Annotated in this window: 22 protein-coding genes; 2 read left to right on the top strand and 20 right to left on the bottom strand. The window is 70.0% G+C overall.

All coding sequences use genetic code 11. The annotated features are described in order from the left end of the window. Positions 1-10: 10 nt before the first annotated feature. The 15 genes from HD557_RS13450 to HD557_RS13520 form a co-directional block, all read right to left on the bottom strand. Complete coding sequence (locus HD557_RS13450) at positions 11-1,111, bottom strand: prephenate dehydrogenase (protein ID WP_196874224.1); 1,101 nt, start codon at positions 1,109-1,111, stop codon at positions 11-13. Positions 1,112-1,213: 102 nt separating this feature from the next. Next, on the bottom strand, positions 1,214-1,612 hold the full coding sequence (locus tag HD557_RS13455; RefSeq protein ID WP_231380279.1) for a VOC family protein: 399 nt from the start codon (positions 1,610-1,612) through the stop codon (positions 1,214-1,216). Then, positions 1,602-2,411: a helix-turn-helix domain-containing protein gene (locus tag HD557_RS13460; protein ID WP_196874225.1), complete on the bottom strand. Its 810-nt coding sequence runs from the start codon at positions 2,409-2,411 to the stop codon at positions 1,602-1,604. Before HD557_RS13460 ends, HD557_RS13455 begins: the two co-directional genes overlap by 11 nt. Positions 2,412-2,530: 119 nt before the next feature. After that, positions 2,531-3,766 carry a threonine--tRNA ligase gene (gene thrS / locus HD557_RS13465; RefSeq protein WP_196874226.1) on the bottom strand — a complete coding sequence of 412 codons (1,236 nt, stop codon included), beginning with the start codon at positions 3,764-3,766 and terminating at the stop codon, positions 2,531-2,533. A 203-nt stretch (positions 3,767-3,969) separates the two neighbouring features. Beyond that, the gene (locus HD557_RS13470) at positions 3,970-4,737 is read right to left on the bottom strand and encodes a pseudouridine synthase (RefSeq protein ID WP_196874227.1); all 768 of its coding nucleotides are present in this window, start codon (positions 4,735-4,737) and stop codon (positions 3,970-3,972) included. Then, the gene (scpB, locus tag HD557_RS13475; RefSeq protein WP_008359453.1) at positions 4,734-5,399 is read right to left on the bottom strand and encodes an SMC-Scp complex subunit ScpB; all 666 of its coding nucleotides are present in this window, start codon (positions 5,397-5,399) and stop codon (positions 4,734-4,736) included. The genes HD557_RS13470 and scpB overlap by 4 nt, the downstream gene beginning before the upstream one ends. Further along, positions 5,392-6,285, bottom strand: coding sequence for a segregation and condensation protein A (locus HD557_RS13480; protein ID WP_050800868.1), 894 nt, complete (start codon positions 6,283-6,285; stop codon positions 5,392-5,394). Before HD557_RS13480 ends, scpB begins: the two co-directional genes overlap by 8 nt. Positions 6,286-6,302: 17 nt before the next feature. After that, positions 6,303-6,668: a hypothetical protein gene (locus HD557_RS13485; RefSeq protein WP_008359450.1), complete on the bottom strand. Its 366-nt coding sequence runs from the start codon at positions 6,666-6,668 to the stop codon at positions 6,303-6,305. Beyond that, the gene (locus tag HD557_RS13490) at positions 6,650-7,588 is read right to left on the bottom strand and encodes an AAA family ATPase (RefSeq protein ID WP_445321548.1); all 939 of its coding nucleotides are present in this window, start codon (positions 7,586-7,588) and stop codon (positions 6,650-6,652) included. Before HD557_RS13490 ends, HD557_RS13485 begins: the two co-directional genes overlap by 19 nt. Before the next feature lie 303 nt (positions 7,589-7,891). Further along, positions 7,892-8,038, bottom strand: coding sequence for a hypothetical protein (locus HD557_RS13495; protein WP_008359447.1), 147 nt, complete (start codon positions 8,036-8,038; stop codon positions 7,892-7,894). Between the two features lie 30 nt (positions 8,039-8,068). Next, positions 8,069-10,681 carry a DEAD/DEAH box helicase gene (locus tag HD557_RS13500; protein ID WP_008359445.1) on the bottom strand — a complete coding sequence of 871 codons (2,613 nt, stop codon included), beginning with the start codon at positions 10,679-10,681 and terminating at the stop codon, positions 8,069-8,071. 129 nt (positions 10,682-10,810) lie between these two features. Continuing rightward, positions 10,811-11,962, bottom strand: coding sequence for a DUF4241 domain-containing protein (locus HD557_RS13505; protein ID WP_008359443.1), 1,152 nt, complete (start codon positions 11,960-11,962; stop codon positions 10,811-10,813). Positions 11,963-12,179: 217 nt separating this feature from the next. Then, on the bottom strand, positions 12,180-13,088 hold the full coding sequence (gene xerD, locus HD557_RS13510; protein WP_307785621.1) for a site-specific tyrosine recombinase XerD: 909 nt from the start codon (positions 13,086-13,088) through the stop codon (positions 12,180-12,182). Between the two features lie 181 nt (positions 13,089-13,269). Beyond that, the gene (ald, locus tag HD557_RS13515) at positions 13,270-14,385 is read right to left on the bottom strand and encodes an alanine dehydrogenase (RefSeq protein WP_196874228.1); all 1,116 of its coding nucleotides are present in this window, start codon (positions 14,383-14,385) and stop codon (positions 13,270-13,272) included. Positions 14,386-14,535: 150 nt separating this feature from the next. Continuing rightward, entirely contained in the window at positions 14,536-15,177 is a 642-nt protein-coding gene (locus HD557_RS13520; protein ID WP_231380280.1) for an NUDIX domain-containing protein, read from the bottom strand. Positions 15,178-15,199: 22 nt separating this feature from the next. Here HD557_RS13520 and pepN point away from each other — a divergent pair, with 22 nt between their 5' ends. Together pepN and HD557_RS13530 are read left to right on the top strand one after the other, a co-directional pair. After that, positions 15,200-17,638 carry an aminopeptidase N gene (pepN, locus tag HD557_RS13525; RefSeq protein WP_196874229.1) on the top strand — a complete coding sequence of 813 codons (2,439 nt, stop codon included), beginning with the start codon at positions 15,200-15,202 and terminating at the stop codon, positions 17,636-17,638. 106 nt (positions 17,639-17,744) lie between these two features. Next, a complete protein-coding gene (locus tag HD557_RS13530; protein WP_008359434.1) occupies positions 17,745-18,218 on the top strand; it encodes an SRPBCC family protein in 474 nt (157 codons plus the stop codon). 75 nt (positions 18,219-18,293) lie between these two features. On the opposite strand, the gene HD557_RS13535 is transcribed toward HD557_RS13530, so the two are convergent. The 5 genes from HD557_RS13535 to HD557_RS13555 all read right to left on the bottom strand — a co-directional run bounded on the left by HD557_RS13535 (position 18,294) and on the right by HD557_RS13555 (position 25,743). Then, positions 18,294-20,006: a CTP synthase gene (locus HD557_RS13535; protein ID WP_196874230.1), complete on the bottom strand. Its 1,713-nt coding sequence runs from the start codon at positions 20,004-20,006 to the stop codon at positions 18,294-18,296. Positions 20,007-20,020: 14 nt separating this feature from the next. Further along, the gene (gene steA / locus HD557_RS13540; protein WP_196874231.1) at positions 20,021-21,967 is read right to left on the bottom strand and encodes a putative cytokinetic ring protein SteA; all 1,947 of its coding nucleotides are present in this window, start codon (positions 21,965-21,967) and stop codon (positions 20,021-20,023) included. Positions 21,968-22,137: 170 nt separating this feature from the next. Further along, positions 22,138-23,901 carry a DNA repair protein RecN gene (recN, locus tag HD557_RS13545; RefSeq protein ID WP_008359428.1) on the bottom strand — a complete coding sequence of 588 codons (1,764 nt, stop codon included), beginning with the start codon at positions 23,899-23,901 and terminating at the stop codon, positions 22,138-22,140. Then, positions 23,894-24,883 (bottom strand): NAD kinase, encoded by a 990-nt coding sequence (locus tag HD557_RS13550; protein WP_374221682.1) that lies wholly within the window; start codon positions 24,881-24,883, stop codon positions 23,894-23,896. Before HD557_RS13550 ends, recN begins: the two co-directional genes overlap by 8 nt. Beyond that, entirely contained in the window at positions 24,880-25,743 is an 864-nt protein-coding gene (locus tag HD557_RS13555) for a TlyA family RNA methyltransferase (protein ID WP_196874232.1), read from the bottom strand. The genes HD557_RS13550 and HD557_RS13555 overlap by 4 nt, the downstream gene beginning before the upstream one ends. Positions 25,744-25,752 lie beyond the last annotated feature (9 nt).

Here is a 25,752-nt window from a genome sequence, read left to right on the forward strand (position 1 = left end):
GGGCGGGAGCCTACCGGTGAGCGACCCAACCCCGGGACTCCAGAACCGCCTGCATCCGATCGGCCGCGTCCTCGGCGACGATCAGCTCCATGACACCCACCGGGCGGCCCGGGTCGTGGTCGATGCGTACGTCCTCGATGTTGACGCCGCTCTCCCCCGCGTCCGCGAAGAGCCGGGCCAGGTTGCCGGGCTCGTCGGGCACGGTGACGTAGACGATCGCCTGTGCGGTCTGCGGCCGACCGTGCTTCCCGGGGATGGCCCGGGTGCCGGCCTGCCCCTCCTTGAGGAGTACGTCCAGGGCGGCCGCGTCGCCGCTACCGACGGCCGCGATCATCTCGTCGAGCTGGGCGCGCACCTCGGTGAGCAGGTCGGTCACGGCCCGGGCGTTGCCGGCCACGATCTGGCCGTAGAGGCCCGGGTCGCCGGCGGCCACGCGGGTCACGTCGCGTACCCCCTGGCCGCTGAGGCCGAGGTGTCCCTCCGGCGCCACCGCGAGGCGGCCGGCCACGAGCGCGGCCATCAGATGCGGTACGTGGGAGGTGCGGGCGACCGCCTGGTCGTGATCCTCGGGGGTGAGGGTCAGCGGGACGCCGCCGCACAGGGTGGCGAGCTCGCCGACGAGCTCGGTCGCCTCCGGGTCGGCCTCCGCGTGCGGCGTGACCGCCCACGGCCGTCCCTCGAACAGCGTCGCGGTCGCGGCCAGCGGTCCGGAGCGCTCGCTGCCGGCCATCGGGTGCCCGCCGACGTAGCGGTGGACCTCTGCGGGGCTGTGCTCACGCACGTAGGACAGCGGCGACGCCTTCACGCTGCCGACGTCGGTGACGACCGCCTCGGGGCTGTCGGCGAGGGCTCGGGTGATCACCTCACCGAGATGCGCCGGCGGGACCGCGACGACGACCAGCTGCGGCGTGTCGCCGGGCTTGCGCCGGCGGCCGGCGCCGAGGCCGGTCGCGGTCCGTACGTGACTGGCGACCGAGTCGCTGAGGAGCACGTCGAGACCGGCCGCGGCGCACGCCAGCGCCACGGAGGTGCCCAGCAGCCCGACGCCGACGATCTCGACCGGGCCGGTCAGACTCGACGACCGTCCCCCTGCTTCCCCGGTCCGTGTCATGCGTCCAAGGCTAAACGGTCGGTGCCGCTCGACCCTCTTCGTCTCAGGCCTGTCGGTGCGCTATCGAGACCGGCGACCAGGATGTGCGATATCGCCTTGCGATCACGACGGCTGGTAGCTGCCGAACGACCAGGAGTTGCCCTCCGGATCGGTCACCGTGCCGCCGCGACCGCCGTAGTCCTGGTCGACCATCGGCCGGTCCACGGTGGCGCCCGCGGCGACCGCCTTGTCGAAGACGGCGTCGGGGTCGTCGGTGATCAGGTAGGCGGAGGACACACCGGTCTTCTTGATGCCGCCGTCCTCGCGTACCTGTCCGAACATCAGCCCGCCGCCACCGGGCCAGAGCCATTCCGCGTGGTGCACGATGCCGCCTTCGCGGTAGGTGGCGTGCTCGACGAAACCGATCGCGCTCAGCCACGCCATCATCGCCTCGGCGTCCCGGAACGCCATCGACTGCCAGTACTTGATCTTCGCTACGTCTCTGATGGGTTCAGTGCTCATGCCTCGAGTCAACCGGCTGGCGGTCGGCGAGGTCTTGAACGAATGGGAACTCCTCGTGCAGCCAGGTCGTCGGCGTGCACCCCGCGAACTCCTGCCACTCCCGGGTCAGGTGCGCCTGGTCGGCGTAGCCGCAGATGCTTGCCGCCTGCGCCAGCGGCATCCGGCCGACGAGTCCGCGGGACCGGTCGAAGCGCGCCAGCCGCTGGAACTGCTTCGGCGCGACCCCGGTCTCGGCGCGCACCAGGTCGCTGATCCGCCGGCGGCTGTAGCCGACGTCGTCGGCCACCTCCTGCACCCCCGCTCCCCCGGTCAGCAGCGCCAGCGCCCGCCCGACCTCCGCCCTCGGCCCGGGCTCGCCGTGGCGCGCCAGCGCGTCGACCAGCCCGGTGACGACCAACCGCTCCCACTGCCGCGGATCGGCCTCGGCCAGCTGCTCCGGCAGATGACGTACGCCGCCGGGTGCCGCGACCTCGTCGAGGGCCAGGAGTTCACCGCGCCAGGCCGCGGCCGGCATCCCGAAGAGCGCCCGCACCCCGACGGTCGTCAGTCCCAGCTGCACGCCGCGCTGGTAGCCGCGGTGATGGATCGTCGCCGGCCGGGTGTGCAGCCCCGAGACCAGCGACCACGCCGTCACCGGCTCGCCGCCGCTCCCCCACGAGGTGACCAGAGGATCGTCGACCGAGAGGACGAACGTCACCTCGGTCGACGGCATCCCGCGGTGCATCCCCGGCGCGCCGAAGTCCACGTCGTAGGCGATCAGCGACGTGACATAGGGACGCAGCACGTCCGGCACGGCCATGTCTCGATGGTGCCACGGTCGGCGCGGGTTGCCCATGCGCTATCGCCGCGAGCGGGTCCGGTGTGCGATAGGGCTGCGCGGTGTATGGACTTTCGGAGAGACAGCCCCTGAAGGAGCAGTCACCACGAGATCCCGACCACACGAGACGCATACGCCGCCTTCACAGCCTCGACCAGATCAGCCGCTCCGACGCGCCGCTCGACACCCGCAGCGACGTCACGTACCTGCACCTCCCCGGCCTCCGCCTCGACAGCCCCGATGACCGCGATGAGCGGCTCACGCCGACGGCGGGACTCCCGGATCCGAGCGCCGAGCGAGCCCTCAGGATCCAGGCGCGGACGCAGACCCTCGGCGACGAGCGCGTCGACGAGCGCCCGCGCCGCCCGGTCCTGAGACGAGGAGACCGGCAGGACGGCGAGCTGGACGGGTGCGAGCCACAACGGGAGGCGCCCCTGGTAGCGCTCGAGCACCGCCGCGGTGACACGCTCCATGGAGCCGACGGTGCCGCGGTGGACCATCACGACCCGCTGCCGGGAGCCGTCGGCGGCGTCGTAGGTCAGGTCGAACCGCTCGGGCTGGTTGAAGTCGACCTGGACGGTGGCGATGGTCTCCTCGTGGCCACGCGGGTCGACGACCTGGAGGTCGAGCTTGGGTCCGTAGAAGGCGGCCTCACCCGGTGCCTCGACGACCTCGACGCCCGCCTCGGAGGCCGCCTTCCTCAACGCACCCTCGGCACCGTGCCACTGCTCGGCGGAGCCGAGATAGGACGGCGAGGAGTCGCGGAGGGAGAGGCGTACGTAGTCGACCCGGAGACCGAGGATGTCCTGCGCCCTAAGCGCAGAGCTCAGTGCCTTCGCGGCCTCCTCGGCCACCTGGTCGGGGCGGCAGAAGACGTGGGTGTCGTCGAGGTTGATCTGACGTACCCGGCTCAGCCCGGACAGCACCCCGGAGCGCTCGGCACGGAACATCGGGGCGAGCTCGTGGAGCCGGACCGGGAGCTCTCGGTAGGAGTGTGGGCGCGCCCGGTAGACCAGCGCATGGTGCGGGCAGTTCGCGGGCCGCAGAACGAGGTCGTCCTCCTCCCCGGCCGAGCCCGACCCGACGGCCATCGGCGGGAACATGTCGTCGGCGAACTTCGCCCAGTGTCCCGACCGCTCGAAGAGCGCGCGTTTGCCGAGCACCGGGGTCTTGACCGGTACGCAGCCGTCGGCCCTGGCCAGGTCGGCGGCCAGCCGTTCCAGCTCGGCGAAGACGACAGCCCCGTCGGGCAGCCACAACGGCAGCCCCGAGCCGGCCAGCGGGTCGGTGGCGAAGATGCCGAGGTCGCGGTTGAGGTCGCGATGATCGAGGTTCATGGGTGCTCCTGGGGATGAGGCCCGGAGCACCACCACCAGAGACGAAGAACCGCCCCGGAGCACTGCTCCGGGGCGGTCTGCGAAAGGGGTGGACAGCAGGTCAGCGCCGGAGTGGGTCCGGCGTCGCCGTGCTCATCGCGCGCTGCTGCATGCCGCTCACCTTAACGGCTCGCCGTCGCGTACGCATCCACGATTCCGAGCCGTCAGAGCTCGGTGGTGTCGAGGAGCTCGCCGAGCTCCTCGCGGGAGAGGTCGCGCATGTCGCCGGGCTTCATGGTGCCCAGCCGGACCGGGCCGATCCGGGTGCGGGTCAGGCGGGTGACCGGGTGGCCGAGGTGATCGAGGAGGCGGCGCACGATGCGGTTGCGTCCCTCGTGGATGACCAGCTCGATGATCGACTTGTCCTTGCGGGTCTCCATGATCCGGGCCTTGGTCACCGTGACCGGGCCGTCCTCGAGGGTGACGCCGGCGAGGAGCCGCTTGCGTACGTTGGGGAAGATCTCGCCCTTGACCTCGGCGACATAGGTCTTGTCGACCTCGTAGCTGGGGTGGGCCAGCCGGTGGGCGAAGTCGCCGTCGTTGGTGAGGATGATCAGGCCCTCGGTGTCGGTGTCGAGACGGCCGACGTGGAAGAGGCGCTCCGGGCGGTCGGCGACCAGGTCGGAGAGGTTGCGCCGGCCTTCCGGGTCGCTCATCGTCGAGACCACGCCCCGCGGCTTGTTGAGGACCAGGTAGACCTTGCCGGAGATCGGCGGGAGCCGCTTGCCGCCGACGCGTACGACGTCCTTGCCCGGGTCGACCTTGGTGCCGAGGCGGGTGACGACCTCGCCGTTGACCTCGACCTCGCCGTTGAGCATCAGGATCTCGCTGCCGCGGCGCGACGCGACGCCGGCCAGGGCCAGCAGCTTCTGGAGCCGGATCAGGCCCTCGTCGTCCAGCGGCAGGTCGTCACGCTCAGGTAGGTCACTCACGGATTCGATTCTCCCGCATCCTCGGAGTCGCGCCCATTCGCCGCAGCCTCCTCCGGCTGCGCGGCGAGCGCCTCCTGGCTGACCTGCTCGGTGAGCTCCTCCTCCATGTCGGCGAGGTCGGGCAGATAGGGAGCCAGCTCGGGCAGCTCGCCGAGGTCGGTGATGCCGATCCGCTCGAGGAAGTAGCCGGTGGTGCGGTAGAGGTTGGCGCCGGTCTCGTGGTCCTGGCCGGCCTCCTCGACGAGACCGCGGGTGAGCAGCGTACGCATCACGCCGTCGACGTTGACGCCACGGATCGCGGAGACCCGGGCCCGGGAGACGGGCTGCTTGTAGGCCACCACGGCGAGCGTCTCCAGCGCCGCCTGGGTCAGCCGAGCCTGCTGCCCCTCCAGCACGAAGCCTCCGACGACCTCGGCGTAGGCCTCGCGGGTGTAGAACCGCCAGCCACCGGCGACGTTGCGCAGGTCGAAGCCGCGGCCCTGCTCGGTGTACTCGGCGGCGAGACCCTCGAGCGACGCGACCACCTCGGCGGTCGGGTGGCCCACGGCCGAGGCCAGTGCGGCAGCCTCGAGCGGCTCGTCGGCGACCATCAGTACGGCCTCGAGCGCCGGGCGTAGATCAGCAAAATCGATTGCGAGCGTCTCGTCGGCGGCCTCAGTCATCGTCGTCCTTCTCCCCATCGTCGGCGCCACCCTCGGCAGGCGGCTGCCCCTCGAACTCGTCCTGGATCAGCTCATCGACATCGAGCGCCCCGTCGCCGGTCCAGCGCACGGTCAGCTCGCCCAGCGCGGTGACCTGGTCGAAGGCGACCGCTCCCTCACGGAACAGCTCCAGCAGCGACAGGAACCGGGCCACCGTGGTCAGCGTGTCGGGCGAGTCGGAGCACAGCCCGCGGAAGGTGATCTGGCCCGAGGCGCGCAGCCGCTCGATGACCAGCGCCGCCTGCTCCTTGACCGACACCTTCGAGCCGTGGATGTGGGCCAGCCCGATCTCGGGCGGTCCGGGCTTGGGCGCCATCGCGGCCGCGGCGAGCTGGGCGAACTGCTCCAAGCCGATGCCGATGAGCACTTCGGGCAGCAGGCCCGCGTAGCGCGGTTCGAGCTGCACCGAGCGCGGGTGGCGCTTGGACTCCTTCGCCAGCCGCTCCCCGAAGACGGCCGCCACCTGTTTGAACGCCTTGTACTGCAGCAGCCGCGCGAAGAGGAGGTCGCGCGCCTCGAGCAGCGCGAGGTCCTCCTCGTCCTCGACGTCGCCCTGCGGCAGCAGCCGGGCCGCCTTCAGGTCGAGCAGCGTGCTCGCGACCAGCAGGAAGTTGGAGGTCTGGTCGAGGTCCCAGGCGCCCTTCCCGCTGTCGGCGGCACCCTTCTTGACGTACGCGATGAACTCGTCGGTCACCGTGGCCAGCGAGACCTCGGTGATGTCGAGCTTGTGCTTGGCGATCAGGCTGAGCAGCAGGTCGAAGGGCCCCTCGAAGTTGCCGAGGTGCACCTCGAATCCGCCGGCACCACCCGACTCCTGCTCCTCGGCCCCGTCCGGGGCTTGTGTCATCTGGGTGACCGTCACCGTCACTCGGCGAGCCGGTGCACGAGGGCGCTGTCTTCCCCGTACTCCTCCAGATCGGCCAGCACGATCGCGAGCGCCTCACGCACCAGCCGGCCGCGGTCGACCGCGATGCTGTGCTTCGCCCGCAGGCTGAGCCGGGCGTGCTCGAGGTCGAGCAGCTCCTCGGAGGTGATGTAGACAGTCATCTTCTCGTCGTGCCGTACGCGGCCGCTGGACCGCTTCTTGGCCGCCGGCGCCTCCGCGTCGGGCTCGGGCACGGCGTGGACCGGACGGGCCTTCGCCTCGGCGGCGGCCGCCGGGGTGGCACCGTCGGACGTACGCCGGAAGAGGTCGTCGGCGGCGGGAACCCTCACTCGCCTCGTTGCCATCGGGCCAGCACCTCCTTGGCGAGCATCCGGTAGGAGTCGGCGCCGGTGGAGCTGGAGGCGTACTCGGTGATCGGCTCGCCGACCACGGTGGAGTCGGCGAACTTCACGGTGCGTCGGATGACGCTGTGGAAGACGCGGTCGCCCCAGCCGTTGACCAGGGTCTCCATGACCTCGCGGCTGTGCATGGTGCGGCTGTCGTACATCGTGCCCAGTATTCCGTCGATCTTCAGACGCGGGTTGAGCCGCTCCTGAACCTTGTCGATGGTGTCCTTGAGCAGGGCGACACCGCGCAGCGCGAAGTATTCGCACTCCAGCGGCACGACCACCGAGTCGGAGGCGGTCAGCGCGTTGACGGTCAGCAGGCCGAGGCTCGGCTGGCAGTCGATCAGGATCACGTCGTAGTTCGCGACGGCCGGGGCCAAGGCGCGGGCCAGGGTCTGCTCGCGGGCGACCTCTTGGACCAGCTGCACCTCGGCGGCGGAGAGGTCGATGTTGGCCGGGAGCAGGTCGACGCCGTCGATGCCGGAGGGCACGACCACGTCCTGGAGCGTGATGTCGCGCTCCATCAGCAGGTTGTAGACGGTCAGCTCGATCTCGTTGGGCTGGAGCCCGAGACCGACCGAGAGCGACCCCTGGGGGTCGAAGTCGACGAGGAGCACCTTGCGGCCGTGCTCGGCCAGCGCGGCACCCAGGTTGATCGTGGTCGTGGTCTTGCCGACGCCACCCTTCTGGTTGACCATCGCGACCGTGCGCGCGGGGCCGCCGGTGGCGGGGCCGGGCTCGGGGAGGTTGGGCCAGGGGCGACCGGTCGGACCCATCTTGTTCTTGCCCGGGGAGTCGCCCGCGTCGGGCTCAGGGGCGTTGGCGCGCAGCCGGGCGGAGGGCGGATAGGCCGGCGGCGCCGACGTCTGCGGAGGCATCTGCGGCGCGGTCGCGCCACCTGCTCCGAAATAGCTGTCTTCCATTCCTCCACCCCCGGTTCAGTTGCCGCGGCCCTGGGATGATCACGGCGTGCGGGTCTATATGTCGACACGGCGACTCTAAGACCCAGATCTGCGCGACTCTAGGAGCCGCGCCGGGCGTGTCACAAGGCAAATCCTGGTGATTCTGCTACGCGATCCGAATCTGTTGATGACCTGTGCACTTGGCGCCGCGCCAGCCCCACAGGGAGGGCCTCCGATGTGGAGAAACCTGTGGATGGATCTCCGCCCGATCGGCCGGTGTCAGTGCGACTTACGGCGCTTCTGGAACTGGTCGTAGGCCTTGGTCGCAGCGTCCTTGATCTTCTTCTGGTTCTCGGGCTTGCGAGCCTCGTTGGCGATCTTCGCGATGGCCGCGACGACGACGGGGTTCTTCAGTAGCTTGCGCACGACGCAACGCTAGCGGACGCCGACAAGCAGTCACAGTCGGCGCATCGCCACCGTCGCCAGGACCAGCTCGCCGGCCTCGTCGCTCGCGTCCAGATCGGCCACCGCCTCGATCACCCAGTCGTGGTCGCCGGCCGGGTCGTCGATGGTCTGGGTGATCCGCCAGACCCGGGTGTCGTCGTACGTCTCGTCGCCCTCGTCCACCCCGGCCGGGGCGCCGCGCTCGGCGGTCCAGGTGAGCAGCTTGGGCGATCGCGAGTCGGCGGAGATGCCGACGTCGTCGTGCTCGGCGAAGTAGGCCTCCAGGGCGTCGTCCCAGCGGGACCTGGTCATCACCACCTCGCGTGCGGGGTCGAAGCGGTCGGCGGCCGCACGCTCGAGCCGCATCAGACCGTCGAGGTCGTCGCGCGAGACCGCGTCGACACGGGCCCACATCGCGTTGCGGACCATGATCTCGAAGGCCCGTTGCTGCTGGGACAGGGACCGCGGGGGCGGTGGCGCCTCGTGGTGGGCGACGGCCGACGGGATGTGCTCGGGGTCGGAGAGCGCCTCCCACTCGTCCAGCAGGCTGGAGTCGGTCTGCCGGATCGTCTCCCCCAGCCACTCGACCAGGTCCTCCACCTCGGGGCTCTTGTAGGTCTCGGGGACCGTGTGCCGGAAGGTGCGGTAGGCGTCGGTCAGGTAGCGCAGCACCAGGCCCTCGGAGCGGGCGAGCTGATAGCGGCGTACGACGTCGGTGAAGGTCATCCCCTGCTCGTACATCTCGCGCAGGATCGACTTCGGGTCGAGGGCGTCCTCGGGCAGCCACGGGTGGGTGCCCCGGTAGACCTCGAAGAGCGCCTCGAGCCGCTCGGCCATCGGCCTGGGCCAGGTGATCTCCTCGATGAGCGCCATCCGCTCGTCGTACTCGACGCCGTCGGCCTTCATGTTCTCGATCGCCTTGCCGCGGGCCTCGTGCTGCTGGGCGAAGAGGATCTGGCGCGGCGGCTCGAGGACGGACTCGATCACCGAGACGATCTCCAGGGTGTGCTCCGGGGACTCGGGGTCGAGCGTGTCCAACGCGGCCAGGGCGAAGTGGGCCAGCGGCTGGTTGAGCGCGAAGTCGGCCGGGAGCGCCTCGGTGAGGACATAACGGCGCCCGTACGCATCGGGGTTCTCGAGCCGGGTGAGGACCCCGCTGTGCACCAGCGAGCGGGTCAGGCGCAGGGCACGGCGGGCGAGCTTGAGCTGGGTGCGGCGGTCCTCGTGGTTGTCCATGGTGATCCGGCGCATCACCTCGAAGGCGTCCTCGTCGCGGGCGACGACGTTGAGGATCATCGAGTTGTCGACCTTCATCCGGCTCTGCAGCGGCTCGGGAGCGCCGTCGACGAGCTTGGTGAAGGTGGCCTCGGTCCACACGACGGTGCCCTCGGGCGGCTTCTTGAGCTGGGCCTTGGAGTTCTTCTTGCCGGCCTTGCGGCGCTCCTCGGACTTCGCCTTGGCCTTCTCGTTCTCGATGATGTGCTCGGGGGCCTGGACGACGACGTAGCCCTGGGTGTCGAAGCCGGCGCGGCCCGCCCTTCCGGCGATCTGCAGGAACTCCCGGGTGCGGAGGATGCGCTGGCGGCGGCCGTCGAACTTGGCCAGGCCGGTGAAGAGCACCGTGCGGATCGGGACGTTGATGCCGACCCCGAGGGTGTCGGTGCCGGCGATGACCTTGAGCAGGCCGGCCTGGGCGAGCTGCTCGACCAGCCGTCGGTATCTGGGGAGCATGCCGGCGTGGTGGACGCCGATGCCCTTGCGCAGCAGCTTGGCCAGGGTCTTGCCGAAGCCCGCGGCGAAGCGGACCGGCTCGAGCCGCCTGGCGATCTGGTCCTTCTCCTCGGTGGAGAGCTTCAGCCAGCCGGCGTTGAGCAGCGAGGTGCCGTGGGTGACGGCGTCCTTCTGGGTGAAGTGGACGACGTAGACGGGCGCCTGTCCGGTGGTGACGAGCTCCTCGAGCGTCTCCGGCAGCGGCGTCAGGCGCCAGTCGAAGGTGAGCGGAACGGGTCGTTCCGCCTGGTCGACGAGGACGGTGTCGCGGCCGTTTCGCCTGGTCAGGTCCTTGGCGAGGACGCTGGTGTCGCCGAGCGTCGCGGAGAGCAGCAGGAACTGCGCCTGCGGGAGCTCGAGCAGCGGCACCTGCCAGGCCCAGCCGCGGTCGGGTTCGCCGTAGTAGTGGAACTCGTCCATGATCACGAGCCCGACGTCGGCGTGACTGCCTTCCCTGAGCGCGAGGTTGGCGAGCACCTCGGCGGTGCAGCAGATGATCGGGGCGTCGGCGTTGACCGACGCGTCGCCGGTGAGCATGCCGACGTTCTCGGCGCCGAAGGTCTCGACCAGGTCGAAGAACTTCTCGCTGACCAGGGCCTTGATCGGCGCGGTGTAGAAGGAGACCTTGTCCTGGGCCAGCGCCGCCGCGTGGGCCGCCGCGGCGACCAGCGACTTACCCGAGCCTGTCGGCGTCGCCAGGATGACGTTGTCGCCGGCGAGGATGGACATGATCGCCTCGTCCTGGTGCGGGTAGAGGCTGCGGCCACTCCCCTCGACCCACTCCGCGACCGCCTCGTAGACGTCGTCCGGGCTGGATCCGACCTTCGGCACCCATGCGCCCGACTGTTTACTCATCCCCTGCACCTTACCCAGCGAGACGGTCCGAGATGTCGGTGGTCTGTGATGTTGGTTTCGAGGACTGTTCATGTTGCCACCTGAGAGGCCGTCCGTCTCCCAAGCGCCCAGTGCACCGGCAGGGCGCGATCAGGGACCACCTATGAACTCGTCACGGCCCTCGACGACAAGCATGTCGGCGATGACCACAGCGATATCTCCAGCCGCATCGCGACCCAGCCATACCGGATACGCACCGTCACCGAAGCCTGAATGCCACATCACCATCGCATGCTCACCGACTTCGGCGGAGTAAGCGTCGAGACTCGCCGAGGCTTCGTCGGCGGCGTCAGCGAGGCTGTACGCGACCGACGCATCAGTGAACGACGCGGTGCCAGTGTCAACGCCGAAGCCCGCGAAGTGCCCGTCCTGGAGCTCCGCCAAACTCTGATCCGGGCCGAGTGCCATCTCCCAGCGCCGAACCGGACGCTCGGAGATCGTCAACCGGGCCGCAGCGACCGTCTTGTCTGCGATGGCGAGGTCTACCGGGTACGTCCCTGGAGGCACGCTCACAGGTTGTCCGTCGAGCGGCGTGCTGTCGTCGCCAGGCCAGAGGTAGCCGGGGTCCATGACGATCAACTTGCCGCTGGGCAGAGCGAGTTGACCAGCTGCTACGACTGCAATCTCCGCTTCCCTCTCGAACACTTGTACGGCGGCACCGTTCGTGAACAGCTTCGTGAGGTCACCGGGGGCGAAAGGCCCCTTGGGGCGCCACGGCTCGCCACTACCGAGAGGGAGAGCATCGGCAGCCGTTGCGCCGTTCAGCGAGGTCGCCGAGATTCCGGCTAGAGCGATGACTTCCTGCCAGTCACCGAACATGGGTCGGCCCACCGAAGGCTGGGTCGCCTGTCCAAACGTCTGGTAGCTTCCGCCACCTTCGCCATTCGGCTCATGGGTCGTCACGCACCTTCCGTCGCGTCTGTAGGTGACAGAACGGTAGGTGGCGTCGGCATCAGAACTACCCGTCCGGTAGCCCCATGCCTCAACCATCCGCACGACCATCACTTCGCCTCCCCCACGAAGATCCAGTTGCGCGCTCCTTCTCCCCTCCTCGTCGTGCGCAACGACCTCGATCCGGTCGGCCTCCCTCGATACCCGAACCTGTGCCACCAGACGCGGGCCGTCATGGATCAATGTGACGTATGGGCTGCCACCTCGGTCCCGGCTCCGAGCTCGGTCGGGGGTCATGCGGCCGATGACTCCGCCGTCCCAACCGTCGGCGTATGTGACTTCGAGGTCCATGGAGAACGACTTTCTGGCAATCGGCGCCGTGCACGCGGGGTGAGGCGCGCCTGGTTCTGGGGGTGCCGAGGCTGACGAAGGAAGGTACCAACCACTGAACATCGCTCGGCTGGCATGCCCGATCGCGACGCTGCCCGCCAACACCGCGGCGAGGGCAACCGCCGTCCAGACGGCCCACCGAGGAATGCTCACGGGGAGAAGGTACAGACCAGCAGTGTCAGATGGCGCGGGGATGCGCGGTCGCGAAGACCTCTCGGAGATTGTCCACGGTGACAAGAGTGTAGATCTGCGTCGTGGTCACCGACGCATGGCCCAGCAGCTCCTGCACGACACGTACGTCGGCACCCCCGTCCAGCAGGTGGGTGGCGAAGGAGTGGCGAAGGGTGTGCGGGGAGACGTCCTTGTCGATCCCGGCGCGCTCGGCGGCGCGGGTCAGGACCGTCCAGGCGGACTGGCGGGAGAGACGGCCACCTCGGGCGTTGAGGAAGAGCGCACCTCCCGAGCGGGCGGAGGCGAGATCGGGACGGGCGCGGGTGAGGTAGGCCTCGACAGCCTCGATGGCGTAGGAGCCGACCGGGACGATCCGCTCCTTGCCGCCCTTGCCCCTCAGCAGGGCAACGTGGTCGACCCGGTCGAGGTCGTCGACGTCGAGGCCGACGGCCTCGGAGATCCGGGCACCGGTGCCGTAGAGCACCTCCAGGAGTGCGCGGTCACGTAGGGCGAGCGGGGTGCCGGGCGCGCCGGCCGCCTCCAGGATCGCCTCGACGTCGGACAGCGGGAGCGCCTTCGGCAGCCGCTTCTCCGCGCGCGGCGGCTTCACATGGCCGGCCGGGTTGGCCTCGACCAGCCCGTCGGCGACCGCGAACTTGTGGAACCCGCGCACCGCCACGACCGTCCGCGCCGCCGAGGTCGCGCTCAGAGCCGGGTGCTCCTCGCTGCCTTCGCGCAGGTGTGCCAGGAACCCCGACACGGTCGCCTCCGAGACCGCGGTGAGGTCATCGACGTCCTGTTGCGCCAGGAACTCGGCGTACCGCCTCAGGTCGCGCCGATACGACGACAGCGTGTTGGCAGCGAGCCCGCGTTCGACCGTGAGGTGGTCGAGGTACGTGCGCATCGCATGCTCCACCGCGGAAGTGGAGTTCGAAGCAACCGATGCCGACGTCACGTCCCCATCCAACCAGGGGTGATGGATGCCGACGGGTAGGAATACCCGGTCAACCGGGTATTCCTGCACTTCTCTGGCATGGCAACACCCGAGAAGTGCAGGAACACCCTGAACGGTGTGACTCCTGTGACTCCTGAGTCGATCAGCCGAGCACGTCGGCGAGGGCGACCGTGTCGATCCCGACGGCCTCGCCGACCGGGGCGTTGGTCAGCTCACCGGCATGGGTGTTGAGACCCTTGGCCAGCGCCGCATCCTCACGCAGCGCCTGCTTCCAGCCCTTGTTGGCCAGCGCGACCGCGTACGGCATGGTCGCGTTGGTCAGCGCATAGGTCGAGGTGTTCGGCACCGCACCCGGCATGTTCGCCACGCAGTAGAACGTCGAGTTGTGCACCTGATACGTCGGGTCGGCATGGGTGGTGGCGTGGGAGTCCTCGAAACAACCACCCTGGTCGATCGCGATATCAACCAGCACCGAACCCGGCTTCATCCGCGAGACCAGATCATTCGAGACCAGCTTCGGCGCCGCCGCCCCCGGAATCAGCACCGCACCGATCACCAGGTCGGCCTGCAGCACCTGCTCCTCCAACACCAGCTTGTTCGACGCCAACCCGTGGACCTGGTTGGAGTAACGCCAAAACGACATCCGCAGCTTCTCCAGATCCGTGTCCAGCAACGTCACATCCGCACCCATGCCGAGGGCAATGTTGGCCGCGTTCTGCCCCGAGACACCAGCACCGATGATCACGACCTTGGCGTTGGCCACACCACCGACACCACCCATCAACACACCGCGGCCACCCTGTGCCTTCATCAGGTTGTACGCACCCACCTGCGGCGCCAGACAGCCGGCGACCTCCGACATGGGGTAGAGCAGCGGCAGCGCCCGGTTGGGCAGCTCGACGGTCTCGTAGGCGATCGCGGTCACCTTCTTCGCCAACAACTCCTGCGTCAGCGGCTTGTCCGCGGCCAGGTGGAGATAGGTGAACAGGGTCAGACCCTCCCGCAGGCGGTGGTACTCCTCCGCGACCGGCTCCTTGACCTTCAACACCATCTCGGCGTTGCCCCAGGTCTCATCGGCATCACCCAGGATCTTGGCACCCACCGCCGCATACTCACCATCGGTGATCGAGGAACCGAGACCGGCACCGGCCTGCACGAACACCTCATGGCCGTTGGCCACCAGCTCGTGCACACCCGACGGGGTGATCGCCACCCGATACTCGTGGTTCTTGACTTCCTTGGGAACGCCGATCTTCATTGCTCTGCCTTCATGTCATGGCCCCAGAATGTGGTGGTCCGTGGGTTGTTACGGGTTCAGCCGGATGTTCGCCGCCTGATGCGGCATGTCTAACCCGGTGTGGCGCACGTCACCAAAACCACGTAGATCGGTCATGACCAGGCGCCTGGTTCAGACTCTGCCACGCGCTTTGAGGGCGGCGTACGCAAGCACCGCCTGAACGATCGGCGAGTCGGTCGCCTTGCCGGTGAGCACGGCGTCGAGGAGCTCCTCGAAGGGCACCCAGTGGACGCTCATCTCGGCCTCCTCGTGCTCGAGCTCGAAGCCGTCGCGGTCGGTGGCGGTCAGGCCGCGGGCGAGGAAGAAGTGGTGGATCTCCTCGGAGATCCCGGGCGAGGTGTAGGTCGAGAGCAACGGCGTCCACTCGGCCGCCTCGTGGGCGACCTCCTCACGCAGCTCGCGCACGGCGACGTCGAGCGGGTCCTCGCCGGGGTAGTCGATCAGGCCGGCGGGGAGCTCGACGAAACGTCGCTTGGCCGGGTGGCGGTACTGAGTGATCACCAGGGCGCGCTCCTCCTCGTCGAGCGCAAGCACGACCGCCGCTCCCGGGTGCTCGACGACGAGGCGGCGGAACGGCTCCTCGTTCTCGTGGCCGGGGCGGTTGATCCGGTCCGCACGCAGCGCGACCACCCAGCCGTCGCGGTGGAGGTCCTCGCTCGAGGCGACCGGCCAGCTCTCCGGTACGTCCCACTCGGTGAGGGGGCCTTGGTCCAGCGGCACGGGCGTGTCGGAAATTCGTGCGTCCGATGTCATGGCCCGAGGCTACCCTCGGGCCATGTCTGAGATCTCCCCCGCCGCCCCTGCTTCACTCACCCAGGAGGAGGCCGCCGCACGGGCCGCCTCGATCACCGTGGAGCGCTACGACATCTCGCTCGACATGACCGGTCTGCTGGAGGGCGAGACGCTCTCCAGCGTCTCCACGATCACGTTCTCGGCCACCCCGGGCTCGAGCACGTTCGTGGACTGCGTGGCCGAGGTGTCGGCCGCCACGCTCAACGGCACCGACCTCGACCTCACCACGATCAGTGGCGGACGGATCCCGCTCGAGGACCTCACCGAGACCAACACCCTGGTCGTCAGCGCCTCCCAGTCCAACACCGCCTCCTCCGAGGGCGTGCTGCGCACCGTGGACCCCTCCGACGGCAATGTCTACGTGTGGACCTCCTTCGAGCCCGACGACGCCCGCCGCCTGTGGGCCTGCTTCGACCAGCCCGACCTCAAGGCGGTGCACGCGTTCACCGTGACCGCGCCCGAGCAGTGGACCGTGCTGTCCAACTCGGCGCCGACCGACGTCTCGGACGCGACGGACGGGGCCAGGACCTGGGTCTTCGAGGACACTCCCCCGCTGTCGACGTACGTCGTGGTGGTCAACGCCGGGCCGTTCGTCGAGGTCCGGGCCGAGCGTGGCGGCTACGACCTGGGGCTCTACGCCCGCCAGTCGCTGGCGAGTCAGCTGGAGCGGGACCGCGAGGAGATCCTCGACGTCACCGAGCACGGGCTGGCCTGGTTCGGGAGCAAGTTCGCGATGCCCTTCCCGCAGACCAGATACGACCAGATCTTCGTGCCCGACATGGGCGGCGCGATGGAGAACTGGGGCGCGGTCACCCACAGCGACGTCTTCCTCTTCCGTACGACGCCGACCCACGCCGACCACACCGAGCGCACCAACGTGATCCTGCACGAGATGGCGCACATGTGGTTCGGCGACCTGGTCACGATGCGCTGGTGGGACGACCTGTGGCTCAACGAGGCCTTCGCCTCGTGGGCGGCCGTGTGGGCCTCGGCGGCGCTGCCCGACTACACCGACGTCTGGGCCGCGATCGCGCTGACCGAGAAGAAGATGGCCTACGACACCGACCTGACCGCCGCCACCCACCCGATCCGCGGGGTGGTGCCGAGCGTGGACGTGGCGATGGCCAACTTCGACGCGATCACCTATATGAAGGGCCAGGCGGTGCTGCAGCAGCTGCACGCCTACATCGGCGAGGAGGCCTACCTGGCCGGGCTGCAGGCCTACTTCGCCGAACACGCCTACGGCAACACCGTCCTCGACGACCTGATGGGCGCCTTCGGGGCCGCCGCGGGCAAGGACCTCTCGGCCTGGACCATCGCCTGGCTCGACCACGCCGGCACCGACGTGATCACCCTCGCCGACGGCAAGGTGTCGGTGACCAGCGCCGACGGGACCGTACGTCCCCACCGGCTCGACATCGCCTCCTACGACGACTCCGGCGCCCTGCTCGCGACCACCCCGGTCACCGTCGAGGGCGAACCCGTCGCGGTCGCGCTCCCCGACGCGGCCGCACACCTGGTCAACGCGACCGACGTGACCTTCGCGGCGGTGCGCTCCGACGAGGCCAGCGAGGCTTGGCTCGGCCAGAACGCCGGCATCCTGCCCGACGCGGTGGCGCGAGCGGTCGCGGTCAACAGCGCGTGGTCGGCGCTGTTCCGTGGCGAGATCGGCGGCCCCGAGGTCGTCTCCCGGGTCGTCTCGGTCCTCGAGCGCGAGCGGAACCCGCAGGTCACCGGCGAGTTCCTGGGCATGGCCGTGACCGCTGCCGAGCTCTGGACCGCGCCCGAGCGGGTGGCCGAGCAGCGAGCGCTGGTCGCCGGCGCCGCGGCAACCCTCGCCGAGGACCCGGCCAACCGCGACACCGCGCTGCGCGTGGTCGCCTCGCACGCCTCCACGCCCGAGCAGGTCGCCCTGGCCGAGGCCGGGGCGGCCGAGGACGTACAGGTCGCCTGGCGGCTGCTCGGGCGGCGGGCCGAGCTGGGCGACTACGACGCCGAGGCGGTCACGGCGCTGCAGGCCCGCGACCCGGATCCCGAGTCCTGGGTCAGCGCCCTGGCCGTACGCACCGCCCAGCCGCTCGCGGAGGCCAAGGAGGAGGCCTGGCAGGTGACCATGGTCGAACGCCGGCTGCCGCGCACCGACAGCGCCTACGGCTTGAGCTCGGCGTTCTGGCGGCCCGGCCAGGACGAGATCCTGGCGCCGTACGCCCAGCGCTATCTCGAGGCCGTCGCCGACATCCGCGGCGGCGGGCTGCTCTCCTACGGGCTCCAGCTCAGGTTCTACCCCACTCGGGCCGGTGAGGACGTCGCCGAGGCCGCACGGGCCGCCTGCGAGGGCGACACGCTGGTCCCGTTCGTCAGGCAGACGGTCATCCGCCTGGCCGACGTGCACTCGCGGCAGGTGGCTGCTCGGGCGCTGTGAGATCGCGGGCTGTGAGATCGCGGCTGGATCCGGGTCGAGAAGGTATGGCCCGGGAAGTCGCCGGGTACCCCCTGTGTCGTACGCAATCGAGAGGAGACGCGAGGACATGAGCACCATCGAGAAGAGCGTCCAGGTCGGGGTTCCGATCAGCACCGCGTATGACCAGTGGACGCAGTTCGAGTCGTTCCCGCAGTTCATGGAGGGCGTCGAGTCCGTCCGGCAGCTCGACGACAAGCACCTGCACTGGAAGGCCGAGATCGGCGGCGTGACCCGTGAGTGGGACGCCGAGATCGTCGACCAGGTTCCCGACGACCGCATCACCTGGCGAGCCGTCGAGGGCACCAAGAACCAGGGCACCGTCTCGTTCACCGAGGACCCGATGAACAGGTCCACGAAGGTGACGCTGCACCTCGAGTACGAGCCCGAGGGCGCGGTCGAGAAGACCGGCGACGTCCTCAAGATCGTCGACATGAGGGCGAAGGGCGACCTCGAGCGGTTCAAGGACTTCATCGAGCACCGCGGCACCGAGACCGGCGCCTGGCGCGGCGAGGTGAAGCCGACCGGCGAGGTCGACCACTGAGGGACCCGAAACGCCGAGCCCCTGGGACCGACAGGTCCCAGGGGCTCGTCTCGTTCTTGCTCAGCTCTGTGCTGCTCAGGCCTCGGCGGGCTCCGGCAGCTCGACCTCGCTGACCTCGCGGCGCAGGTTGGTCTCGTCGATCGGGAACCGCTGCTCCTTCTGCCGGTCGAGGGCCGCCTTCACCAGACCGGCGAACAGCGGGTGCGGGCGGGTCGGCCGCGAGCGGAGCTCGGGGTGGGCCTGGGTGGAGACGTAGTAGGGGTGTACGTCACGGGGCAGCTCGACGAACTCGACGAGCTGGTTGTCGGGCGAGAGGCCGGAGAAGACCAGGCCGGCGCTCTCGAGCTGGTCGCGGTAGGCGTTGTTGACCTCGTAGCGGTGGCGGTGGCGCTCCTCGATGGAGGTCTCGCCGTAGACCTCGGCCGCGATCGAGCCCTTCTTGAGCTCGGCAGGGTAGAGCCCCAGCCGCATGGTGCCGCCCAGGTCGCCGGCGCCCTCGACGTACGCCTTCTGCTCCTCCATCGTCGCGATGACGGGCTCGGGGGTCCCGGCGTCGAACTCCGTGGAGTCGGCCTTCTCCAGGCCGAGCACGTTGCGGGCGTACTCGATGACCATGCACTGCAGGCCCAGGCACAGGCCGAGCGTGGGGATCTGGTGGGTGCGGGTGTAGGTCAGCGCGCCGAGCTTGCCCTCCAGGCCGCGGATGCCGAAGCCGCCGGGGACGCAGACGGCGTCGACGTCGTGGAGGTTCTTCGCGGCGCCCTCGGGGGTCTCGCACTCGTCGGAGGGGATCCAGCGGATGTGGACCTTGGCCTCGTTGGCGAAACCGCCGGCGCGCAGCGCCTCGCCGACGCTCAGGTAGGCGTCGGGGAGGTCGATGTACTTCCCGACCAGGCCGATCGTGAGCTCTTCCTTGGGGTGGTGGACCCGGCGGAGCAGGTCCTCCCAGAGCACCCAGTCGACGTCGCGGAAGGGCAGGTCCAGCTTGCGCACGACGTAGGCGTCCAGGCCCTCGCGGTGGAGCACCTTCGGGATGTCGTAGATGCTCGGCGCGTCGGCCGCGGTCACCACGGCGTCCTCGTCGACATCGCACATCAGCGCGATCTTGCGCTTGATGCCCTCGGGAAGCTCGCGGTCGGCACGGCACACGATCGCGTCGGGCTGGATGCCGATCTGGCGCAGCGCCATCACCGAGTGCTGGGTCGGCTTCGTCTTCAGCTCCTTGGACGGGCCGATGTAGGGCACCAGGGAGACGTGGACGAAGAAGACGTTGTCGCGGCCGAGGCGCTGGCGCACCTGGCGGGCGGCCTCGAGGAACGGCAGCGACTCGATGTCGCCGACGGTGCCGCCGATCTCGGTGATCACCACGTCGACCTCGGGACCGTGCATGGCCAGGACCCGCTCGGAGATCTCGTCGGTGATGTGCGGAATCACCTGGACGGTCTCACCGAGGTAGTCGCCGCGGCGCTCCTTGGCGATCACGTTGGAGTAGACCTGCCCGGTGGTCACGTTGGCGTGGCCGACCAGGTCGGTGTCGAGGAACCGCTCGTAGTGGCCGATGTCGAGGTCCGTCTCGGCCCCGTCGTTCGTCACGAAGACCTCACCGTGCTGGAACGGGTTCATCGTGCCGGGGTCCACGTTGAGGTACGGGTCCAGCTTCTGCATGGTCACGCTCAGACCACGCGAACGGAGAAGACGGCCGAGGGACGATGCCGTCAGGCCCTTTCCCAATGAGGAGGCGACGCCCCCGGTGACAAAAATGTGCTTGGTCAAGCTCGCCGACTTCATGGACCTCAATCCTATCAATGCTTCAGCAGGCCACCGAAACCTGACGCACCGAAATCGCCACCTTGTTGACTTCGCTGGCGCGCCAGCACGAGCGGCGCGGCGACCTGGCCGGTCGCCGTCTCGATGCCGTCGACCGAGGCGAACCAGCCCGGCCAGTCGTTCGCACGGAGCGTCTCGAGGTCCTCGGAGCCGGTGCTCGCGGCTACGACCAGGCCTTTCGCCGTAGCACCGAGCCCCTCGACGAGTCCTTCGACAGCAGTCGTGTCCCGGCTGTCGTCGCCGAGAACGACCAGGACGAGATCGGCCGGCCCGGCCGGTCGGCCCCGGGCCGTGACCAGGTCGCCGGTGAGCAACGCCACAGCCGCGGTCTTGGCGGGCTGATCGAACTCGGTGGGCGGCTTCGTGCCGGCGTAGGTCTCCCCCACGACCTGACCCATCCGCTGGTAGGTCGCCTGGTCGGCGTCGCCCCGGCCGAGCTGCTTGACCAGCTGGGTCGACAGGCTGTCGACATATTGCTTGCGGTCCGGGTCCAGCAGATTCGGCCGTACGTCGAGCACCCCCGTCGTCTCCCCGCCGGCCGTCTTGATGTTGCCGGTGAGCGTGTCGACCGTCTTCGCGTCCGCGCCGGGGAGGGCGAGGATCGCGACCCGCTGCCCGGTGAGCTTGCCGGGCAGGAGCGCAGCGCCGGCCTCTTCCACGAACTGCGACTCGGCGGTCTGCGGGTCGGTCTTCGTCTCGCTCCGGCCCGAGGTGGTGCTCGCCGCGGCACCCTCCTCCGCATCGCCCCCGAAACCCGAGCCGAATCCGGCGCCGAGGCCGGTGCCGATCTCGGTGAGGTCGTGGTCGGCTGCCCAGACGCCGGCGGGAATGCCGATCGCCAGCGCGGTCACCGCCGCGAGAACCGGCAGCACCAACCGTCGGCTTCGGGGCTCCCTGCGCCGCACCGCCGGGACCGCGGAGGCGTCGATCAGTGTCGGGCCGAGGGCCAGCCGGGTCAGGTAGGTGCCAGCCAGGCCCGGGCGCTGATCCTCGAGGAAGTCGGTCAGCGTGGTGCTCAGCCCGGCGCCGACCACCAGCGAAGGATGCTGCGTGTAGGCGACCAGCAGGGCCGCGTCCTCGGGGGCGAGGGAGGACTCGAACCGCTTCGGCTGCACCCCGACCCGGTCGAGCAGCTCGGCCGCGCTCTCGCTCGCGGAGCCACCGGGCGCGAGCACGACCTCCGCGGCGCTGGTGAGCACCTTCGGTTCGGGGTAGGTGTCGGTGTCCGGGCCCAGGACTAGCACGGCGTGGCGTACCTGCTTCTTGGTCAGCCTCTTCGCCGCGGGGCCCACCGCGATGATCGCCGGGCGCTGCTCGCGCAGGAAGCCCTTGAGGTCGCCCAGGAGCCGGTCCAGGTCGGGGTGGTCGGCGACCACCACGACGGGTCGGCCGGCCAGCGGCGTGTCGAGAGGAGGTACACCGTTGCCGTGCAGCAGCACCTCCTCCTCGCGCTTGAGCAGCTCGCTGCTGTTGTGGGTGAAGAGCTCCAGGTGGGAGCTCAGGCCGCGCTTCGCGTCCTCCAGGTCGCTCTCCAACGACTCCTGGTCAAGCGCCCGTCCCGAGGTCAGCAGCTGCTCGCCGTCGAAGATCTCGCCGTCGAGGATCCGCGCCTTCCGCCCGTCGACGAGCTTCTCCAGGCCCGCCTCGCCGATCTTGTCGATCAGCTCGATGCCGGCCTCGGCCAGCGTCTGCGGGCCCCGGTTGGGGTAGCGCCCCGAGACCATCGGCTGGGCGTTGACGACGGCGATCACGCCCTTGGCGGCGATCGCCAGGGCGGTGCTCCGGTCGAGGTCGACATGGTCGATGACCGCGATGTCACCCTCTTTGAGCCGCGGGATCAGCGCCCTGGTGGGCCGTCCCGAGCGCAGGGTGCCGCGGATGCCCGGAAGTACGGAAGGAATCTGGCGAGTAGGCAGTCTCATGTCCCGCCAATCCTCCCCCGGTATCCCGGCACGTCCCCGGATCTCTCATCCGGCGAGTCGGTCGTCGTGGCGGCCGAATGCGTACGTTTGGTGGCCGAATCTGTCGTTGTGGCGTGTGTCGTTCGCCACAACGACGGACTCGGCCGCCACAACTGAGGTCTCAGCTCGGCTCAGGCCTTCGCGGAGCGGGCGACCTCGAGGAGCTCGCGGGCGTGCGCGATGGCGGTGTCGGAGGCGGTCAGTCCCGCCAGCATCCGGGAGAGCTCTCGCTCGCGGGACTCGTCGTCGAGGACGGTGAGGCCGGAGCTGGTGACCACCCCGTCGCTGGTCTTCTCGACAGCCACGTGATGGTCGGCGAAGGCGGCGACCTGAGGCAGGTGGGTGACCACCAGGACTTGCGCCGTACGGGCCAGGTGGGCGAGGCGGCGGCCGATCTCGACCGCTGCGGTGCCACCGACACCTGCGTCGACCTCGTCGAAGACGAAGGTCGGGACCGGGCTGGTGGCGGCCAGGACCACCTCGATGGCCAGCATGACTCTGGAGAGCTCACCGCCGGAGGCGCCCTTGTGGAGCGGGCGGGGCTCGGAGCCGGTGTTGGCGGCCAGCAGCAGCTCGACCTCGTCCAGGCCGTTGGAGCCGTAGCGCAACCACCGACCTGTCTTGCCCGATCCGACCTTCAGCGGCGCGTGCGGCTCGTCCTCGGAGGCCGGCGCGTCGGTCTCCTTCTGCCGTACGTCGACCACCAGCCGGGCGTGCGGCATGGCCAGTCCGGTGAGCTCGTCGCTGACCGCCTTGGCCAGGGCGCCGGCGGCGTCGGTGCGGGCCGCCGACAGCGCGAGGCCGGCCTCGGCGAGGGCGGCTCGCAGCCGCGTACGCTCGCTGCGGAGCTCCTCGATGCGGTCATCGTCGGAGTCGAGCTCGAGCAGGCGCTTGGCGCCGGTCTCGGCCCAGGCGAGCACCTCGTCGATGGTTTCGCCGTACTTCCGGGTCAGCGCGGTCAGGGCCGCGCGGCGCTCGGAGACCACGGACAGCCGGGCCGGGTCGGTCTCGATCGCGGTCGCGTAGGAGGCGACATCGGCGGCCAGGTCGGAGAGCAGGTAGGAGACCTCGGCGAGGCGGTCGGCCAGGGAGGCGGCCTCGGGGTCGTGGTCACGGACGCCGTCGAGGGACTGGCGGGCGGCCGAGATCGCACCCAGCGCGTCGGGGGCGTCGACCTCGGAGGAGAGCGCCTCGCGGGCCTGCTCAGCGGCGGTGCGCAGCGTGTCGGCGTAGCCGAGCCGCTCCTCCTCCTGGGCGAGGGTGACGTCCTCGCCGGGCTCGGGCGTCACCGCTTCGACCTCGCCGAGGCCGAAGCGGAGCAGGTCGGCCTCCTGTGCCCGCTCACGGGCATGGGTGGTGACCTCGTCGAGCTCGCGCTCGACCTTCTGGAGCTGGCTGTGGAGGTCGCCGTAGGCGGCGAGAAGCTTGGCGACGGGCTCGCCACCGAAGCGGTCGAGCGAGTCGCGCTGGGCGCGTGGCTGCAGCAGCCGGTGCTGGTCGGACTGGCCGTGGACGGCGACGAGCGGCGAGGTCACCGAGCCCAGGGTGGCGACCGGGACGGTCGCTCCCCCGACGTAGGCCCGGGCACGTCCTTCGGCGGCCACGGTGCGGGCGACGAGGACGCGGCCCTCCTCGACCTCTCCCCCGGCCTCCTCGGTCGCGTCGACGACGGCGGGCAGCGACCGGGCGTCGATGACGCCCTCGACCCGGGCCGCCTTCTTGCCCTTGCGGACCGAGCCGGCATCGCCTCGGCCACCGAGCAGCAGCCCGAGCGCGGTCACGATCATCGTCTTGCCGGCACCGGTCTCGCCGGTCACCACGGTCAGTCCTGGTCCGAGCTCCAGGGTCGAGGACTCGATGATCCCGAGTCCGGAGATCCTGATCTCCTCAAGCATGCTCGCCTCCGTTCATCCTGAACGGACGCCGTTCCGCGGCGCCTCGCCATCCCTCCACAGACAGTCCGAACTTCCGCACCAGGCGATCCGTGAACGGGGCCTGGTGCAGGCGGACGAGTCTGACAGGCTCCACCCCCCGGGTGACCTCGATCCGGGCACCCGGGCCCAGGTCGTAGGAGCGCCGGCCGTCGCACCAGAGCACCCCGGCGCCGTCGGCCCGGGTGATCACCTCGACGGCGAGGACCGAGGTCGGCGCGACCACCATCGGCCGCGCGAACAGCGCGTGGGCGCTGATCGGGGTCAGCAGCAGCGCCTCGACGCCGGGCCACACGACCGGGCCGCCGGCGGAGAAGTTGTAGGCCGTCGAGCCGGTCGGGGTCGCGCAGACGACGCCGTCGCAGCCCCACCTCGACAGCGGCCGGCCGTCGATCTCGACGACGACCTCGAGCATCCGCTCCCGCGAGGCCTTCTCGACGCTGGCCTCGTTGACCGCGAACGTACGGAACACCTTCTGACCGTCCTCGAAGACGCTGACCTCGAGCGCGAGCCGGTCCTCGGAGGTGTAGCGGCGCTGCACGATCGCCTCGATCGTCGACTCGACGTCGTCGTACTCCGCCTCCGCGAGGAACCCGACATGTCCCAGGTTGACCCCGAGCACCGGGGTGCGGTGGGGCTGGACGATCTCGGCGGCGCGCAGGATGGTGCCGTCACCGCCGATGACCAGCGCCAGCTCGCAGTCGCTGCTGGCGTCGTGCTCGTCGGCGGCCAGCTCGAGCTTCGGCTCGTAGGCGGCCGGGTCGATGCCGAGGTCGGCGGCCTCGGTGGCCAGCATCCTCACCACGATGCCGTGGACCGCGAGCGACTTGGCACAGGCGAGACCGACCTCGCGGGCCTCCTCGCGCCCGGTGTGGATGAGCATGAGGACACGCCGGACCTCGGCTGGGTCCACAGGCGCTGGGTCCACGGCGGAGGTATCGGTCACGGATCAACCTTCTCAGACGGCACCGACACTTCCCGGACGGCATGGTTCTCCAGGCCGCGCTGTTCGCGCACGGCCTCCTCGATCTCGGCCTCGCCGACGGCGGCCTCGCCGCGGCGCAGCCAGAGGAAGAACTCCACGTTGCCCGAGGGGCCCGGGAGCGGGCTGGTGGTGACCGCGCGCGCACCCCAGCCGCGCTTGGCGGCGGCCGCCGCCACGGCGTTGACGGCCTCGGCCCGCAGCACCGGGTCGCGGACCACGCCGCCCTTGCCGACCCGGTCCTTGCCGACCTCGAACTGCGGCTTGACCATCAGCGCGAGGTCGCCGTCGGGACTGGTGACCCCGATCAGCGCGTCGAGGACGAGCTCGAGGGAGATGAAGGAGAGGTCGCCGACGACGACGTCGACGGGTTCGCCGACCACGTCGAGGGAGAGGTCGCGGATGTTGGTGCGGTCGTGGACGACGACCCGCTCGTCCTGCTGCAGCCTCCAGGCGAGCTGGCCGTAGCCGACATCGACGGCGACGACCTCTCGGGCGTCGTTGCGAAGCAGTACGTCGGTGAACCCGCCCGTCGAGGCGCCGGCGTCCAGGCAGCGGCGGCCCGCGACCGAGAGCCCGAGCGGCTTGAACGCGGCGAGCGCCCCGGCCAGCTTGTGGCCCCCGCGGGAGACGAAGTCGGGGCGGTCGGGGTCCTCGGTGACCACGATGGCGACGTCGGTGGTGACGCCGGTGGCCGGCTTGGTGGCGCGGTTTCCGGAGACGGTGACGCGGCCGGCGGCGATCAGCTCGCTGGCGTGCTCACGGGATCGGGCCAGCTTGCGGCGGACCAGCTCGGCGTCGAGACGCAGGCGGCGAGGAGGCATGCGCTCGCC

The sequence above is a fragment of the Nocardioides luteus genome (assembly GCF_015752315.1).
Taxonomy (GTDB): domain Bacteria; phylum Actinomycetota; class Actinomycetes; order Propionibacteriales; family Nocardioidaceae; genus Nocardioides.